We start from the raw sequence: 15134 nt of genomic DNA on the forward strand, positions 1-15134 counted from the left end.
TTGCTGCTGACGGCGGTTGGTGCAAGTCGCGAGGGGGCGGCGGGCGGGAATGCGGGGGAGGGGTGCCGTGTTGTACGGACAGAACGAAAACGAATCCCGTTCCCACGAGAGTCCGGGATCCGTGATCGTCACCGAGTACGACCGTCCGCGTCCAGGAAGGAACGCCTCATGAAGTCCCGAATCCACCCCGTCTCCCGTCCGGTAGTCTTCCGCGACCGCGCCGCCGGGACCGCCTTCCTCACCCGCTCCACCGCCGACTCCGACCGGCGCGTGACATGGGAGGACGGCCGCAGCTACCCCGTCATCGACGTGGAGACCTCGTCGGCGAGCCACCCCTTCTACACGGGCGGCCGGCAGGTGCTGGACACGGCGGGCCGGATCGAGCGGTTCCACCGCCGTTACGGCACCGAGGCGCCTGCCGCCCGGTGAGCGCAGGGCCCGCCGCGCCACCCGAACCCGTGCCCTGGATCACAGTCCGGGGCCGGGATTGCGGGGAACAGGCAGCGGTGGTTTATCGTTCACCTATATGTGGATGACGCGCTGAGCGCCCACCTTCAAGCCGCCCCGGCTGGATTCCCCCGATCCGGCCGGGGCTTCCCGTTTCCCGGGTCGGCCGCCGCCCGCCCCGGCCCCGCCGAGACCTCCACCAGTAGCGCGGCCACCGCCAGCGCCGCGGCCACCATCGCACCGCCCTCCGGCCACAGCCGAACGGTCAGCGCGGCGAGCGCGGCCCCCGCCACCAGGGCGGTCAGCCGCCCGGCGGTCCAGCCGTCGTCGCCCCGCCACGCCCCCACCGCCAGGCGGCCGACGAGCGAGGTCAGCGTCCCGGTGAAGTAATTCGTGGGCGTCGACCGCACCCGGCCCTGGACGCCCATCGCGAGACCCATGAGCACCAGCAGACCCAGCCGGTCCGCATCCGAGACCGCCGGACGGGCCGCCCACAGCCCCGCCCCCGCCGCGAGCAGCACCACCTCGGCCAGCAGCATCACCGGCACCCGCCGCCACATCCGCTCGCCCACCAGCGCGGCACCGGCCACCCCGCAGCCGTACGAGACCAGCGCGGTGACCACCCGCGGCGCGACGCCCTCCTCGCCCGCTCCGGCGGCCGAGGCGCCCAGCAGCACGAGATTCCCGGTCATCACCCCGGCGAAGACCTGGCCGACACAGACGAAGACGAACGCGTCCGCCGCCCCGGACGCGGCCGACAGCAGCAACAGCCCGACGCGCTCCCGCCCCCTCACTCCAGCCCACGCGCCTGCCGGAACCGGGCCAGGCCCTCGGCCAGCTCCACCACCGGCTCCGGATAGTCCAGCCGCTCCCGGTCCTCGTCCGGCAGCTTCCACGGCTCGTGCACGGCGGACCCGGACACCGGCGACAGCTCCGGCACCCAGCGCCGGACGTACTCCCCGTCCGGGTCGAGCCGCTTGCCCTGCACCACGGGGTTGAGCACCCGGTTGGGGCGGCTGTCGGTGCCCGTGCCCGCCATCCACTGCCAGTTCATCTGGTTGTTGGGGATGTCGCCGTCCACCAGGAGATCCAGGAAGTGGCGTGCTCCGACCCGCCAGTCCACGTACAGCGTCTTGGTCAGGAAGGAGGCGGTGAGCAGCCGTCCCCGGTTGTGCATCCAGCCCTCGTGGCGCAGCTGGCGCATCGCGGCGTCGACCATCGGGTAGCCGGTGCGCCCCTGCCGCCATGCCTCGACCTCGTCGGCCGCGTCCGCCTCGGACCGCCACCGGTCGTGCTTGTCGCGGTAGTTCTCGTGCGACGAGGCGGGCCGGGCCGCGAGGACCTGGTAGTGGAACTCCCGCCAGCACAGCTGCCGTACGAACGCCTCCGCCCCCGCACCGCCCGCGTCCCGGCACCGGTGCACCAGCTCGACGGGGGACAGGGTGCCGAAGTGCAGATGCGGCGAGAGGCGCGAGGTGCCGTCGGCCGCGAGGTCGTCGTGGTTGTCCTCGTAGGCGGCGAGCCCGTGCCGCCGCCAGGCCGTGAATGCCTTGCGCCCCGCCTCCTCGCCGCCCTCCGCGAGCCCTTCCGACACACCGGAGACGTCGCCACGAGCCGGCACCTCCTCGGAGCGCGGCCCCTTGGGCACCCGTACGGTGCGCGGCGCGCCGAACACCTCGCGCAGCCGCTCCTGCGCCCAGCGCCGGAAGTACGGCGTGAACACGGCGAAGTGGTCCGAGGAGGTCGGCGTCACCGTGCCCGGCGCCACCGCCGTGACCACCCCGTCGTGGACGCGCAGCCGGCGCCCGTCCGCCTCCAGCGCCTCACGCAGCCGCTCCTCGCGGTGTCGGGCGTACGCGCTGACGCCCGCCGCCATGTGCACCTCGTCCGCACCGGTCTCCGAGGCGACCGCGCACACCTCCTCGGCCACGTCCCCGGACCGGAGGACCAGCCGGCCGCCCCGGTCGCGCAGCCCGGCGTCGAGGTCGCGCAGGCAGTCCGCGAGGAAGGCGCGCCGGTTCGCGGCGTCGAAACCCGCCTCCCCGATCGCCTGGTCCCGGACGAACAGGGGCACGATCTCGTCCGCCGATGCGAGCGCTGCGTGCAGCGGCGGATGGTCGTGCAGACGGAGGTCGGCGGTGAACAGGACGACCGCAACGGTCATGGCGCAACTCCAGATGGGGGCGGGGACAGCCATGCTGCCGTGACCCCGGCGCCCCGGAGCGCACCGGTCAGGGCGACACCGCCGGTACCGCCCGTTCGGGTGACGTCCGGTTCTCCGCCGCCCGCGCGATATTGCGCGCCATCCCGCCGAACACCACCGCGTGGAACGGGGAGACGCTCCACCAGTAGGCGTGCCCGAGCAGCCCGCGCGGATGGAACAGGGCCCGCTGCCGGTAGCGCGACCGGCCCTCCCCGTCCCGCTCCACGTACATCTCCAGCCAGGCCGGGCCCGGCAGCCGCATCTCCGCCCGCAGCCGCAGCAGGTGCCCCGGCTCGATCTCCTCGACCCGCCAGAAGTCCAGCGAGTCGCCCACCCGCAGCCGGTCCGTGTCGCGCCGGCCGCGCCGCAGGCCGACCCCGCCCACCAGCCGGTCCAGCCAGCCGCGCACCGCCCAGGCCAGCGGGAACGAGTACCAGCCGTGCTCCCCGCCGATGCCCTCCACCACCCGCCACAGGGCCTCCGGCGACGCGTTCACCTCGCGCTCCCGCACATCCTCGTACAGGCTGCCGCCCGCCCAGTCCGGGTCCGTGGGCAGCGGGTCGCTGGGGACGCCCGGCACTGAGGCGGAGGACCACCGGGTGGTGACCCGGGCCTCCCTGATCCGTTGCAGGGCCAGGCGCAGCGCCGTGTCGAAGGTGAACGGCTGCCCCGCGCCGTCGGGCACGTACCCCGCGATGTCGTGCTCCCGGCACACCACCTCGTACCGCAGGGACTCGGCGAGCGGCCGGGCGATCGACGCGGGCACGGGCGTGATCAGCCCGACCCAGTGGCTGGACAGGCCCGGTGACAGCATCGGCACGGGCAGGATCAGCCGGTGCGGCAGCTCCGCCACCTCCGCGTAACGCTGCATCATGTCCCGGTACGTGAGGACGTCCGGGCCGCCGATGTCGAAGGTGCGGTTCACGTCCCGGGGCATGTGGGCACTGCCCACCAGATAGCGCAGCACATCGCGCACGGCGATCGGCTGGATCCGCGTCGACACCCAGCTCGGCGTCACCATCACCGGCAGCCGCTCCGTGAGATAGCGCAGCATTTCGAAGGAGGCGGAGCCCGAGCCGATGATGACGGCCGCCCGCAGCGCGGTCGTCGGCACGCCGGAGTCCAGCAGGATGCGCCCGACCTCGGCCCGGGAGCGCAGATGCGGCGACAGCTCCCGCTCGGGCACGCCCTCGGGCGTGAGGCCGCCCAGATAGACGATGCGACCGACACCGGCGGCCCGCGCCTGCTCCGCGAAGGCGGTGGCGGCCCGCCGGTCGGTCTCCTCGAAACCGGCCCCGGTCGTCAGCGCGTGCACCAGGTAGTACGCCACGTCGATGCCGTCCATCGCCGGGGCGAGCGAGGCCGCGTCCGTGACATCGCCGCGTACCGTCTCGACGTCGCCGGCCCATGGCTGGTCGCGCAGCTTCTCCGGGGTGCGGGCCAGGCACCGCACCCGGTGCCCGGCCGCCAGCAGCTCCGGGACCAGGCGGCCGCCGATGTAGCCGCTGGCGCCCGTGACCAGGCAGTTCAAGGGTGCGTTGGCGTGATCGCCCGTCATGAGACCTCCGCATCGGGTCCGGATGCGCCGGGCCCGCGCGACCGGCCCGTCGCGACCAGTCTGACGCCGGGCGGCCCGCCCCGCACGGCGCGGGGGTGTGGTCCGGCGTTCGCGGGGCATCCGTCGCGCATGGATGCAGCGGCGGCAAGACCCCGGAGCGGTACGGCCCGGCGGAAGGGATGGGGGCGGCTCCTGCTGCGCCTCTCGATCCTCGTACTGGCCTTCGTGGCCATGGTCGGATTCTCGGTGGTGCTGGCAAAGGTGACGCTCACCCCGTCGCCCGCCTCCGAGGAACTCGTGAAGTCGAACCTGCACCCGGGCCGCTCGCTGCGGCAGTACGCCGAGGACTACACGTTCCTCGCGGCGTGCAAGCAGGCCGGCGGCAACCTGGTGCTCGGCATGCCCTTCGGCATCCTGCTGCCGATCCTCGTCCCGCGACGGCTCCGGATGCTCCGGATGTTCGTGCTGACCGTGGGGTCATCGTCCTGGTGGAGCTGGTGCAGGGGGCGATCGTACGGGGCCGCGCCTTCGACGTGGACGACGTCATCCTCAACACGACGGGTGCCCTTCTGGCCTATCTGTTCGTGGGGCGGCGCCTGAGCCACCGTTACCACGTCCTCGCCGAGGATCCGGAGCCCGAGCCGGCGGACCGCCCGAAGACGGCGCCCCGTACGAAGGCCGCGCCCCGGACGAAGACCGGGCCGCGCCCCGAGGCCGAGACGCGCCGTACCGCGCGGTCCGCGTCCGCCTGGTCGCGGATGCGCCACGGCATCCGCCGCAGGGCCGCGCGCGGACGGCCCCGCAAGCGCTGACCTGCGGCGGCACGGCTACCCGATCGGCCCGTGGCCGATTGCGGACCGTGTCCGGCGGGCCGACGGTGGAAGGCCACCGCCGAGAAGGAGCGACATGACCGACGCCCAGTGGAGCCCGGGGCCGCGCGCCGGGGACGCCGACGAGTTCCGGCCCGTGCTGGACGTCGTGGAACCGGCCCGTCAGCGGCGGCTCACCGTCTTCTTCCGGCTGCTCCTGCTGGTCCCGCACTTCGTCGTGCTGTTCTTCCTGGAGATCGCGGCCTTCTTCACCGTCGTGTTCGGCTGGTTCGCCGCCCTGGCGCTCGGCCGGCTGCCCGGACCCGTCTACCGCTTCCTCGCCCAGGTCCTGGCCTACCGGACCCGGGTCGGCGCGAGCGCCATGCTCCTCGTCGACAGCTACCCGCCGTTCAGCCTGTCCCAGCCGCCGGACCACCCCGTCCGCATCGACGTCCGCCCCACGCGGCTGAACCGGCTCGCCGTGTTCTTCCGGCTGATCCTGGTCGTCCCCGCCGCGATCGTGCAGGGCCTCGCCACGTCCGGCTGGTCCGCCCTGGCCGTCCTGTGGTGGCTCATCACGCTGATCCTGGGCCGCATGCCCCGCCCGCTCTTCGAGGCCACCGCGGCCACCCTGCGCTACGAGATGCGGGTCTCCGCCTACTTCTCGCTGCTCAGCCCCGCCTACCCCAAGGGGCTCTTCGGCGACGACGACCTCTCCGTACCGCAGGGCCGGCCGCGCTCCGCCACCAGGCCGCTGGTCATGAGCAGCGCGGGCAAGGCCCTGGTGGTCCTCTTCCTGGTCCTCGGGCTGGTCGGCGGTGCCACGACGTCCGTGACCCGCTCCGCATCGGACGGCGACGACTACAGCATGCGCGCGTAAAACGGCTCGTACGAAAAGCTGTTCAGGGTGCATGATCGCCGGATGACTTGGACCGCACCCTCAGCCACCCGTACGCCCGGCTCGCTCGTCGCCCCCGAACGGGAGATGCTCACCGGCTATCTCGGCTGGTTCCGCTCCACCCTCCTCCAGAAGTGCGCCGGGCTCACCGGTGAACAGCTCGCCGAACGGACGGTGGAGCCCTCGAACCTGTCCCTGCTGGGGCTCGTACGCCACATGGCCAAGGTCGAACGCACCTGGTTCCGGCAGCGGTTCGCCGGGCAGGACCTGGAGCCCCTGTACGACCTCGCCAAGGGCAAGGACGCGGATTTCGAGGACCTGGATCCCGCCACGGCCGCCGAGGACTACGCCCGGCTGGTCGAGGAGTGCCGGCTCGCCGACGAGATCGTCGCCGGGGCCTCGCTGGACGACACCTTCACCCACAATGGGGAGGTGTTGTCGCTGCGTCTCGTCCACGTCCACATGATCGGGGAGTACGCGCGCCACATCGGCCACGCCGACCTGGTGCGGGAGCGGCTCGACGGGGTCACCGGGGCCTGAGTGGCCTTCGGGGCCCCGGAGACGGCGCAAGGGCGGGTTCGCCCTGCGTGAACCCGGCGGGCCGGGTCATACGGACGGTATGACCTCCACCGACTCGGCGACAGAACCGTCCACGAAGCCCGGCCCGGCCGACGACGGCCGGCGCCGCCGTCGCTGGGGCCGTGCGGCTGCCTTGACCGCCGCCGCGCTCGCCCTGCTGTTCCTCGGTACCCGCCTCAGCCTGCTGCCCGGCCTGGGCGACATCTTCGGCGAGGAGACCCACGACCGCTCCGGCCCCGCGGTGCTCAAGTCGATCCAGGACATGAGCAGGTACGAGGCGGCGGCCGGCAACTTCCAGGTCGTGGTCGACCTGGAGAAGGACACCAAGTACGTCCCCGACGTGATCCGGGGCAGCCGCACGCTGTACGTGGGCGCCGGCACCGTCTCCGCCTACGTCGACCTCGGACGGGTGACGAGCGGGGGAGTGGTCGTGAACAAGGACCGCACCACCGCCGAACTCCGGCTCCCGCACGCCGTCCTGGGCAAGCCGGCGCTCGACCCCGACCGCTCCTACGCGGTGTCCAAGCAGCGCGGCCTCCTCGACCGGCTCGGCGACTTCTTCTCCGACAACCCGGGCAGTGAGCAGGCGGTCAACAAGCTGGCCGCCGCCCACATCGGCGACGCGGCCAAGGAGAGCGGCCTCGCGCAGCGCGCCGAGAAGAACACCACCGCGATGCTCAAGGGCCTGCTCGAATCCCTGGGCTTCGAGCAGGTCACGGTTGTCTACGGCACCGAGGGCACCGGGGGCTCCTGACCGCGACACGACGGCCGGGGCGGATTACCCCGGCCGCAGAAGTCGTTGAAGCCATGATGAGATGCCGCGGCCGACCATGAGCCACGGCCGGACAGACCGACGACGGGACAGAACGCATGCCTCTCCAGGGCGAGTACGAGCCGAGCCCCTCCCAGTGGGTTCGCGACCAGGTCGAGCAGTACGAGAGCTCGGGCGGCACGGAAGGGACGACGATGCGCGGCATGCCCGTCATCGTCCTGACCACCGTGGGCGCCAAGACCGGGAAGATCCGCAAGACGCCCCTGATGCGCGTCGAGCACGACGGCCGGTATGCGGTGGTCGCCTCCCAGGGCGGCGCCCCGACCCACCCCGTCTGGTACCACAACCTCAAGGCCGACCCGCGCGCCGAGCTCCAGGACGGCCCGGCCCGGGCCGACATGACGGCCCGTGAGGTCACCGGCGCGGAGAAGGAGCAGTGGTGGGAGCGCGCCGTCGAGGCGTTCCCCGACTACGCCGACTACCAGAAGAAGACGGACCGGCAGATCCCCGTGTTCGTACTGGAGCCGGTGGACGGGAGCCACTGAGGACGCGTCGGGATAGTGTCCAGCTCGGCCCCCAGGGGGTGGGGCCGAGCGGAAGGATGCGAAACCAGATGACGACAGACAACTCCGACCTCGTCGCCTTCGTCAGGGCGCGCCTCGACGAGGAAGAAGACCTCGCCCGGGCGGCCGGCGGCGACGCCTGGCGGTGCCCGGCCGAGTCGCCCGGCGAGATCCACGACCGGGGCGGCGCGATCGCCTTCACCCTGCGCACGCACGGCCACGCCTACGACCGGCACATCGTCCGCCAGGACCCGGCCCGGACGCTCCAGCGCATCGAGACCAACCGGGTCCTCCTGGACGAGTACGCCGAGGTCGCCGCGCTCGACGTGGACCGCCCGCAGCGCGACTTCGCGTCCGGCCGGGCCTTCGGCCTGGGCTTCGTGGTCCGGCAGCTGGCCGCCGAGAACGCGGGCCACCCCGACTACCTGGTGAAGTGGCTGCCCCGGTTCACCCAGTGACCGGCGGGCCCGCCGGCTCAGAGCGCGTTCGTCCCGTGGTCGCCCTTGGTGGTCACCTGGTCGCTCCGCTCCTGGAGCCGGCGGGCCTTGTCCCGGAGGCGCTGCCGCTCCTGCGGGTCCGCCGTGCGTTCGGCGGTCTCCCGCATCTCCTCGGCCTTCGCCCGGATGCGCTCGGCCCGGCCGCCGGTCTCGTCCGCAACGCTCATGATCACTCCAGGTTCTCGGTGGAGAGCCGTCCATCCCAGCGAACCAGCGCGCCCGCACGCCCGCATCCCGAACGCGGGAGCCGGCCCGCCGATGTCCGAATGTGACAGGGAACCGTCATTGCGGCCACCGGTGCGGTTGACCAGGATGGAGTCATGTCCACCGCACACCGCGTCGTCATCGCGGTCTTCCCCGGCGTCGATCTGCTCGACGTCTCAGGCCCCGCCGAGGTCTTCGCCCTGGCCAACCGGGTGTCCGGGGGCCACGACCGCTACGAGGTCCGGCTCGCCGGGCCCGAGGCGGGCGAGGTCCGGACCTCGGCCGGGGTGCGGCTGCTGGCCGACCTCACCTTCGGCGAGGTGGGCCGGGAGGTCGACACCCTGCTGGTGCCCGGCGCGGTCGACATCAGCGACGACGGGCCCGTCGCCCGGATCGACGCGGACATCGTGGCCTGGGTGAAGGAGACCGCCCCGCACGCCCGCCGGGTGGCGTCCGTGTGCGTCGGCGCGCATCTGCTGGCCGCCGCCGGGCTCCTGGACGGGAAGACGGCGACGACGCACTGGTCGACCGCCGCCCAGCTCGCCGCCGCGCACCCGGAGGTCACGGTGGACGCGGATCCGATCTTCGTACGCGCCGACCGGGGCCGGGTGTGGACCGGTGCCGGCATCAGCGCCTGCCTGGACCTCGCGCTCGCCCTGGTGGCCGAGGACCTGGGCGAGGACACCGCGCTCGCCGTGGCACGCCAGTTGGTGATGTACCTCAAGCGGCAGGGCGGACAGAGCCAGTTCTCCGTGCCCCTGAGCCGACCGGCCGCCTCCCGGCGCGAGATCGACGCGCTGCGGCTGTGGATCGCGGACCACCTCGACGAGGACCTGTCCGCACCGGTGCTCGCGGCGCGGATGTGCCTGAGCGAGCGCCACTTCGCCCGGGTCTTCAAACAGGAGACCGGTGTCTCGCCGGCCGCCTATGTGGAGTCCGCCCGCGTCGAGGCGGCGCGCCGGCTCCTGGAGACCACCGACGACCCGCTCGACCGGGTGGCATCCGCCGCCGGGCTCGGGTCGGCGGAGACCCTGCACCGCGTGTTCCGGCGGCAGATCGCCACCACACCGGCCGCCTACCGCCGTCGCTTCCGCACCCACGCGGCCTGACGGCTCCGCCCCCACACCTCTTACCTGGCACGGCGAACGGCTTCGCCATGCCCGCACACCCTGCCCACCACCCCGAGAAAGGCACCACCATGACCACGAACCAGCCCTCCGCGACCCTCCGCGAGGTCTCCGGCCTGGACGCCCGTCTGCCCCGGCTGAGCGAATCCGTCCTGATCCTCATCGACGTCCAGAACACCTACCGCACCGGCGTGATGGCCCTGGAAGGCGCCGAGGAGGCCGTCGCGGCCTGCGCCCGGCTGCTGGAGCGGGCCAGGGCCGCCGGCACCCCGGTCATCCACGTCATCCACGACGGCGGCGAGGGCTCCCCGTACGACATCCGCGAGCACATCGGCGCCCTCAGCGACGAGGTGGCGCCCCGGGAGGGCGAGGCGGTGGTGGTCAAGCAGTTCCCGAACTCCTTCTACCGCACGGAGCTGGAGAAGACCCTCACCGCCCTGGGCGCGGAGCCCGGCAGCGGCAAGGACCTGGTGCTCGCCGGGTTCATGGCCCACATGTGCGTCACGCACACCGCCCAGGGCGCGTTCAACCTGGGCTACCGGCCCGCCGTCGTCGCCGAGGCCACGGCCACCCGCAGCCTGCCCGCGCCCGACGGCACGGTGGTGGCGGCGAGCGCGCTGAAGACCGCCGCGCTCACCGCCATAGGCGACCTGTTCGCGCCGGTCGCCCCCACGGTGGACGACATCCCGGCCTGACGGCGGCGGCCGCCGGGCGGAGAGGTCAGCGCTCGACCGACGTGGTCGTGAAGCGGCCGCCGCAGACGCGGATCTGCGGGTCGCGCAGGGTCAGCGCCTCCTTGGAGCCCGGCGGGTACACCCGCAGATAGGCGCCCTGCTTCCAGCAGCCGCCGTCCGCGATGCCCTGGTTCAGCGTGTGCAGCACGACGTGCGCCGTCTTGCCGGAAGCCAGTTCCGTCGCCCCGTGCGAGGCGCCGTCACGCTTGGCCGGAGCGCCGATGACCTGGCCGTCACGCTGGATCAGGGAGACGCCGGGGAAGCCGTTGAGGGTGCAGGAGTGCCCGGACTTGTTCACGAACGTGAGCTCGTAGTAGACCTGCCCGGCGCCCCCGTCGCCGCGCTTCACGCTCATGCCCAGCCCGTCGGCCGTGCACCGAGCCGGACCGGCGGCGTCGGCCCCGGACGACGCGGCCGAGTCGCTGGGCGCGGCGGGGAGGACGGCGCGCTCCCCGGGGGTGAGGAGGCCGGGTCGGACGGCTGCGACGAGGTCTGCGCGGGGCCCGTCGTCCCGGCGTGGGCCGCGGGCGAGGCCGCGCCCTCCGATCCGGAGCCGTCGTCGTTGCAGCCCGCCGCGACGAGGGCGAAGGACATCATCGCGACGGGCACGAGGAGGCGGCGGTGGAGCGTACGAGTGGTGGTGCGAGAAAGAGTGCCCATAACGGGCGCCTGCTCGATTTTCTGCGATGCCAATCTGATGATCTGGCAAAAAATCCCGTGGACCGGTCACTCCGCGGCCGGCCGGACCACCGGCAACCCCGCCGTCTCCGCCGCCTCGGCCAGCACCTCGCGGAGCATCGCCGGGGTGAGCCGGCCGGTGAAGACGTTGCGCTGGCTGACGTGGTAGCAGCCGAACAACGTCAGCGGGTCGTCCGCACCGTCGGCCGGTTCCAGCACCGTACGGGCGCCGTGACCGAACACCGGCCGGGGCCGGGGCACCCGCTGCCCGGCGCGTTCCAGGGCGGCCAGGGTCGCCTGCCAGCCGAAGCCGCCGAGCACGACGACCGACCGCACCGTGGGCCGCAGCAGCTGGAGCTCCCGGGCCAGCCACGGCCGGCAGGTGTCGCGCTCGCCCGGCGTGGGGCGGTTGGCCGGGGGCGCGCAGTGCACGGGGGACGTCACCCTGACCCCGTACAGTTCGAGCCCGTCCGCCAGGTCCGTCACCGTGGACCGGGAGGCCAGCCCCAGCTCGTACAGCGTGGCGTACAGGAGATCGCCCGCCCGGTCGCCGGTGAACATCCTGCCGGTCCGGTTCCCGCCGTGCGCGGCGGGCGCCAGGCCCGTGATGGCGAGGGAGGCGTCGGGGGCCCGAAGCCGGGCACGGGCCTGGCCCAGTACTCCCAGTCACGGAAGGCGGGGCGTTTGATACGGGCGGTCTCCTCCCGCCACTCCACCAGCCGGGGACAGGCGCGGCAGGTGACCAGCTGCCTGTCGAGCCCGGCGAGCGTTCGGGAGCGGGCGGCGGCCCGTACGGGGTAGTCATCGGCGGTACACATGATCGACCCGCTTCCACGTTCCTGGTTCCCGCCCGGTGGCGTGCTCACCGAAATGAGCGTACCCAGGGACCATGAACGATTTCGCCGTCGGGGACCATGTGCGATGGAACTCCGAAGCCGGTCATGTCGAAGGCGTCATCACGGAGAAGCACACGAGCGACGTCGAGTTCAAGGGACGCACCCGGCGTTGCAGCAAGGACGAACCGCAGTACGAGATCAAGAGCGACAAGACCGGCCACCTCGCCATGCACAAGGGCAGTGCGCTGAAGAAGACCTGACGGGGCGGCGCGGTCCGCCCGCCCTACGACGGGGACGGCGCCCCCGGCCCGCCGTGCCCGGGCCAGGGGCGCAGCTTCTCCGGATTGCGCACCGCCCAGATGCGGTGCACACGCTCCCCGGCGAGACCGAACGCCGCCACGGTGACCGTGACCCCGGCGTGCTGGGCGACCAGGCCGGGACGCCCGTTCACCGTGCGTTCCAGCAGCAGGAGCTCGGGCACCTTGTCCGCGAAGTGGACCAGGTACTGGGCGATCCGCTCGGCGCCCTCGACCGGGCGCAGGGCCGCCCCGGCCAGCCCGCCGCCGTCGGTGATCATCGCCGCCTCCGGGTCGAGGAGGCCGATGAGCGCCCCGATGTCCTTGGCCTCCCAGGCGTCCTTGAACGCCCGCACCAGGACCGCCTGTCCGGCCGCCGGGACCGCATCGGCGCGCGCGTCCCGGAGGCGCCGACGGGCCGAAGCGGCGAGCTGCCGACAGGCGGGGGCGCTCCGGCCGACGATGTCCGCCACCTCCGCGAAGGGGTAACGGAACACGTCGTGCAGCACGAACGTCACCCGCTCGGCCGGGGTCATGGCCTCCAGGACCACCAGGAAGGCCATGTTCACGGACTCGTCCAGGGTGACCCGGTCCGCGGGGTCCGCACGGTCGTCGCGGCCGCCCTCGGCGCGACCGCCGACCCACTCGGAGCGGTCCGGCAGCGGCTCCGGTATCCACTCGCCGACGTAGCGCTCCCGCCTGACCCGCGCCGAGCCCAGCACATCGAGGCAGACCCGGCTGGCCACCGTCGTCAGCCACGCCCCGGGCGACGCGACGGCGTCCCGCTGCTCCGGTGACATCCCGTACCACCGGGCGTACGTCTCCTGTACGGCGTCCTCCGCCTCGGCGACCGAACCGAGCATCCGGTAGGCGAGGTTCATCAGCTGACGCCGCTCGCCGATGACGGCGCTCAGGTCCGGCTCGGAAGGTGTGCTCATGTACGTGACCGCCCCTGGTTGTCGTCGTGCGTTTCCCCTGCTGACGGTCCGACGGAACAGCCCGCCGGAATGTGAGGCCGCCGGCCGCCTCACATTCCGTGGATCTACGTCGTCGGACCGTCGAGACAGTACCGATCCACCGCCGCGAGGCAGAAGAGAGGACCGCGTCATGGCCGCACCGACGATGGCAGCACCGAGCAGGCCCACACCCGCGGGGGCGGCGGCCCCGGGCCGGACCACGTTTGTCGAGGTCTCCCTCGCCCTGCAGACCCTGGCCATCTTCTTCCAGGCGGTCACCGCGGGGCTGCTGCTCTCCACCACGTACGGCGAGACCCTGCACGGCGTCGGCGCCCGCGTGATGTACGGCGCGACGATGCTGTACGTCCTCGCCGCGATCCTGGCGTGGCGGCCGGGCGGCGGATCGCCCCGCCCCATCCTGTACGCGACCGGCTTCCTCGTACTCGCCTCGGTGCAGGTGGTGCTGGGCATCGCCCATGCGGCGGCATGGCATGTCCCGCTGGGCGTCCTGATGTTCGGCCTGAGCACGGCAGCGCTCGGCCACGCGGTGTTCAGCCGGATGCTGCGCCGGGCGGCCAGGGGATAGCGGGAGCGGCCATTGATCCCGCGGATGGGGGGTACGCGCCGGGGACCCCACGAAAGGACGACGCGTGTCCCCACAGCGCAAGAACATCTTCGTACTCGGTCTGGACGAGGCGAACCTGCCGACCCTGAACGCCGTCCCCGACGCCGGCGGCTACCGGTTCCACCCCCTGCTGACCATCGAGGAGTTGCAGGGGGGTGAGGTGTCGGTGGCGGATCTGATGGACCGGGCCCGCGCGGTGCTCGACGCGCACGAGGGCACCGTCGACGCGATCGTCGGCTACTGGGACTTCCCCGTCAGCACCCTCGTACCGATGCTCGGCCGCGAGTACGGCACCCGCACCACCAGCCTGGAATCCGTCGTCAAGTGCGAGCACAAGTACTGGAGCCGGCTGGAGCAGAAGAAGGCCACCGACGCCCTGCCCGGCTTCGGCCGGGTCGACCTCGACAGCGACGACCCGCAGCCGCCCGAGGGCGTCGGCTTCCCCATGTGGCTCAAGCCGGCCCTCGCCTACTCCTCGGAACTCGCCTACGGCGTCAAGGACATGACGGAGTTCCGGGCCGCCGTGGAGACCATACGCAAGGGCATCGGCCGGGTCGGCAAACCCTTCGACGAGGTCCTGGAACTCCTCGACCTGCCGCCGGAGATGGAGGGTGTCGGCGGACAGGTCTGCCTCGCCGAGGAGGCCATGACCGGTATCCAGGTCGCCGTCGAGGGTTACGCGAACGACGGCGAGGTCACCGTCTACGGGGTGCTCGACTCCATCAACTACCCCGACTCCCCGTGCTTCCTGCGCCACCAGTACCCGAGCACCCTGCCCCCGGCGGTGGTCCACCAGCTGCACGAGGTCAGCGAGCGGACCATCCGCCAGATCGGCATGGACGCCGCCACGTTCAGCATCGAGTACTTCTACGACCCGAAGACCGGCCGGGTCAGCCTGCTGGAGATCAACCCGCGCCACTCCCAGTCCCACGCGGAGCTCTTCCACTACGTCGACGGCGTCCCCAACCACCACCGGATGATCCGCCTCGCCCTCGGCGAGGACCCCGTGGTGCCCGGCGGCGACGGCCCGTACCGCATGGCCGCCAAGTGGTACTACCGCTGGTTCGGCGAGGGCACGGTCCGCGAGGTCCCCACGCCGGAGCGGATCGCGGCCATCGAGCGCGAGATACCCGGCGTACGCATCGACATGGTGCCGTCCGAGGGCCAGAAGCTCTCCACCGTTCCCCAGCAGGACAGCTACAGCTACGAGATCGCCCACATCTTCACCGGAGCGGACGACGAGGAGGGTCTGCGGCGCAAGTTCGACCAGTGCGTCGCCGCGCTCGGCCTCACCTTCGAGGACACCGCACCGGGCGGCCGCGACGTCAAGGCGTCGTGAACAGGGCCGCGAA

General features: G+C 72.6%; 17 protein-coding genes and 2 pseudogenes. 12 read left to right on the forward strand and 7 right to left on the reverse strand.

Features of this window, described 5'->3' with window-relative positions:
* Positions 1–168: 168 nt before the first annotated feature.
* A complete protein-coding gene (locus NEH16_RS29550) occupies positions 169–429 on the forward strand; it encodes a type B 50S ribosomal protein L31 (protein WP_073969097.1) in 261 nt (86 codons plus the stop codon).
* 125 nt (positions 430–554) lie between these two features.
* Here the strand turns inward: NEH16_RS29550 and NEH16_RS29555 are convergent, their stop codons facing one another.
* From NEH16_RS29555 to NEH16_RS29565, 3 genes are all read right to left on the reverse strand, one after another.
* Positions 555–1214, reverse strand: coding sequence for a YoaK family protein (locus NEH16_RS29555; RefSeq protein ID WP_276104243.1), 660 nt, complete (start codon positions 1212–1214; stop codon positions 555–557).
* Positions 1215–1237: 23 nt separating this feature from the next.
* Complete coding sequence (locus NEH16_RS29560) at positions 1238–2611, reverse strand: cryptochrome/photolyase family protein (RefSeq protein ID WP_265546060.1); 1374 nt, start codon at positions 2609–2611, stop codon at positions 1238–1240.
* A gap of 67 nt (positions 2612–2678) precedes the next feature.
* The gene (locus tag NEH16_RS29565) at positions 2679–4208 is read right to left on the reverse strand and encodes an SDR family oxidoreductase (RefSeq protein ID WP_265546062.1); all 1530 of its coding nucleotides are present in this window, start codon (positions 4206–4208) and stop codon (positions 2679–2681) included.
* A gap of 129 nt (positions 4209–4337) precedes the next feature.
* Between NEH16_RS29565 and NEH16_RS29570 the strand changes: the two are divergent.
* The 6 genes and pseudogenes from NEH16_RS29570 (at position 4338) to NEH16_RS29595 (ending at position 8287) form a co-directional block, all read left to right on the forward strand.
* Positions 4338–5020, forward strand: a pseudogene (locus NEH16_RS29570) (VanZ family protein).
* Positions 5021–5114: 94 nt separating this feature from the next.
* The gene (locus tag NEH16_RS29575; RefSeq protein WP_265546064.1) at positions 5115–5897 is read left to right on the forward strand and encodes a DUF4389 domain-containing protein; all 783 of its coding nucleotides are present in this window, start codon (positions 5115–5117) and stop codon (positions 5895–5897) included.
* A gap of 42 nt (positions 5898–5939) precedes the next feature.
* Positions 5940–6455 carry a DinB family protein gene (locus NEH16_RS29580; RefSeq protein WP_265546066.1) on the forward strand — a complete coding sequence of 172 codons (516 nt, stop codon included), beginning with the start codon at positions 5940–5942 and terminating at the stop codon, positions 6453–6455.
* Between the two features lie 79 nt (positions 6456–6534).
* The gene (locus NEH16_RS29585) at positions 6535–7248 is read left to right on the forward strand and encodes a DUF4230 domain-containing protein (RefSeq protein ID WP_073969104.1); all 714 of its coding nucleotides are present in this window, start codon (positions 6535–6537) and stop codon (positions 7246–7248) included.
* 116 nt (positions 7249–7364) lie between these two features.
* Positions 7365–7811, forward strand: a complete 447-nt coding sequence (locus tag NEH16_RS29590) for a nitroreductase family deazaflavin-dependent oxidoreductase (RefSeq protein WP_073969105.1) — start codon at positions 7365–7367, stop codon at positions 7809–7811.
* Positions 7812–7879: 68 nt separating this feature from the next.
* The gene (locus NEH16_RS29595; protein ID WP_079193056.1) at positions 7880–8287 is read left to right on the forward strand and encodes a DUF6221 family protein; all 408 of its coding nucleotides are present in this window, start codon (positions 7880–7882) and stop codon (positions 8285–8287) included.
* A gap of 17 nt (positions 8288–8304) precedes the next feature.
* Here NEH16_RS29595 and NEH16_RS29600 read toward each other — a convergent pair whose 3' ends face one another.
* The gene (locus NEH16_RS29600) at positions 8305–8493 is read right to left on the reverse strand and encodes a DUF6381 family protein (RefSeq protein WP_265546068.1); all 189 of its coding nucleotides are present in this window, start codon (positions 8491–8493) and stop codon (positions 8305–8307) included.
* 153 nt (positions 8494–8646) lie between these two features.
* On the opposite strand from NEH16_RS29600, the gene NEH16_RS29605 reads away from it, so the two are divergent.
* Both NEH16_RS29605 and NEH16_RS29610 read left to right on the forward strand, forming a co-directional pair.
* A complete protein-coding gene (locus tag NEH16_RS29605; RefSeq protein ID WP_265546070.1) occupies positions 8647–9639 on the forward strand; it encodes a GlxA family transcriptional regulator in 993 nt (330 codons plus the stop codon).
* Between the two features lie 89 nt (positions 9640–9728).
* A complete protein-coding gene (locus NEH16_RS29610) occupies positions 9729–10352 on the forward strand; it encodes a cysteine hydrolase family protein (RefSeq protein ID WP_265546072.1) in 624 nt (207 codons plus the stop codon).
* A gap of 25 nt (positions 10353–10377) precedes the next feature.
* Here NEH16_RS29610 and NEH16_RS29615 read toward each other — a convergent pair whose 3' ends face one another.
* Together NEH16_RS29615 and NEH16_RS29620 are read right to left on the reverse strand one after the other, a co-directional pair.
* Positions 10378–10746 carry a DUF4232 domain-containing protein gene (locus NEH16_RS29615; protein ID WP_265546073.1) on the reverse strand — a complete coding sequence of 123 codons (369 nt, stop codon included), beginning with the start codon at positions 10744–10746 and terminating at the stop codon, positions 10378–10380.
* Between the two features lie 371 nt (positions 10747–11117).
* Positions 11118–11887 (reverse strand): annotated as a pseudogene (locus tag NEH16_RS29620) (uracil-DNA glycosylase).
* 71 nt (positions 11888–11958) lie between these two features.
* Between NEH16_RS29620 and NEH16_RS29625 the strand changes: the two are divergent.
* Positions 11959–12165, forward strand: coding sequence for a DUF2945 domain-containing protein (locus NEH16_RS29625; protein ID WP_265546075.1), 207 nt, complete (start codon positions 11959–11961; stop codon positions 12163–12165).
* A gap of 23 nt (positions 12166–12188) precedes the next feature.
* Here NEH16_RS29625 and sigJ read toward each other — a convergent pair whose 3' ends face one another.
* The gene (gene sigJ, locus NEH16_RS29630; RefSeq protein WP_265546077.1) at positions 12189–13139 is read right to left on the reverse strand and encodes an RNA polymerase sigma factor SigJ; all 951 of its coding nucleotides are present in this window, start codon (positions 13137–13139) and stop codon (positions 12189–12191) included.
* Between the two features lie 169 nt (positions 13140–13308).
* Here sigJ and NEH16_RS29635 point away from each other — a divergent pair, with 169 nt between their 5' ends.
* Positions 13309–13743, forward strand: coding sequence for a hypothetical protein (locus NEH16_RS29635; RefSeq protein ID WP_374215592.1), 435 nt, complete (start codon positions 13309–13311; stop codon positions 13741–13743).
* A 64-nt stretch (positions 13744–13807) separates the two neighbouring features.
* Entirely contained in the window at positions 13808–15121 is a 1314-nt protein-coding gene (locus NEH16_RS29640) for an ATP-grasp domain-containing protein (protein ID WP_265546079.1), read from the forward strand.
* Positions 15122–15134 lie beyond the last annotated feature (13 nt).

Source organism: Streptomyces drozdowiczii, from assembly GCF_026167665.1.
GTDB lineage: Bacteria > Actinomycetota > Actinomycetes > Streptomycetales > Streptomycetaceae > Streptomyces > Streptomyces drozdowiczii_A.

Excerpts from the sequence above, each read along its gene's own strand:
- NEH16_RS29550 (WP_073969097.1), top strand. The coding sequence starts at position 169 with ATGAAGTCCCGAATCCACCCCGTCTCCCGTCCGGTAGTCTTCCGCGAC.
- NEH16_RS29560 (WP_265546060.1), bottom strand. The coding sequence starts at position 2,611 with ATGACCGTTGCGGTCGTCCTGTTCACCGCCGACCTCCGTCTGCACGAC.
- NEH16_RS29565 (WP_265546062.1), bottom strand. The coding sequence starts at position 4,208 with ATGACGGGCGATCACGCCAACGCACCCTTGAACTGCCTGGTCACGGGC.
- NEH16_RS29575 (WP_265546064.1), top strand. The coding sequence starts at position 5,115 with ATGACCGACGCCCAGTGGAGCCCGGGGCCGCGCGCCGGGGACGCCGAC.
- NEH16_RS29580 (WP_265546066.1), top strand. The coding sequence starts at position 5,940 with ATGACTTGGACCGCACCCTCAGCCACCCGTACGCCCGGCTCGCTCGTC.
- NEH16_RS29585 (WP_073969104.1), top strand. The coding sequence starts at position 6,535 with ATGACCTCCACCGACTCGGCGACAGAACCGTCCACGAAGCCCGGCCCG.
- NEH16_RS29590 (WP_073969105.1), top strand. The coding sequence starts at position 7,365 with ATGCCTCTCCAGGGCGAGTACGAGCCGAGCCCCTCCCAGTGGGTTCGC.
- NEH16_RS29595 (WP_079193056.1), top strand. The coding sequence starts at position 7,880 with ATGACGACAGACAACTCCGACCTCGTCGCCTTCGTCAGGGCGCGCCTC.
- NEH16_RS29600 (WP_265546068.1), bottom strand. The coding sequence starts at position 8,493 with ATGAGCGTTGCGGACGAGACCGGCGGCCGGGCCGAGCGCATCCGGGCG.
- NEH16_RS29605 (WP_265546070.1), top strand. The coding sequence starts at position 8,647 with ATGTCCACCGCACACCGCGTCGTCATCGCGGTCTTCCCCGGCGTCGAT.
- NEH16_RS29610 (WP_265546072.1), top strand. The coding sequence starts at position 9,729 with ATGACCACGAACCAGCCCTCCGCGACCCTCCGCGAGGTCTCCGGCCTG.
- NEH16_RS29615 (WP_265546073.1), bottom strand. The coding sequence starts at position 10,746 with ATGAGCGTGAAGCGCGGCGACGGGGGCGCCGGGCAGGTCTACTACGAG.
- NEH16_RS29625 (WP_265546075.1), top strand. The coding sequence starts at position 11,959 with ATGAACGATTTCGCCGTCGGGGACCATGTGCGATGGAACTCCGAAGCC.
- sigJ (WP_265546077.1), bottom strand. The coding sequence starts at position 13,139 with ATGAGCACACCTTCCGAGCCGGACCTGAGCGCCGTCATCGGCGAGCGG.
- NEH16_RS29635 (WP_374215592.1), top strand. The coding sequence starts at position 13,309 with ATGGCCGCACCGACGATGGCAGCACCGAGCAGGCCCACACCCGCGGGG.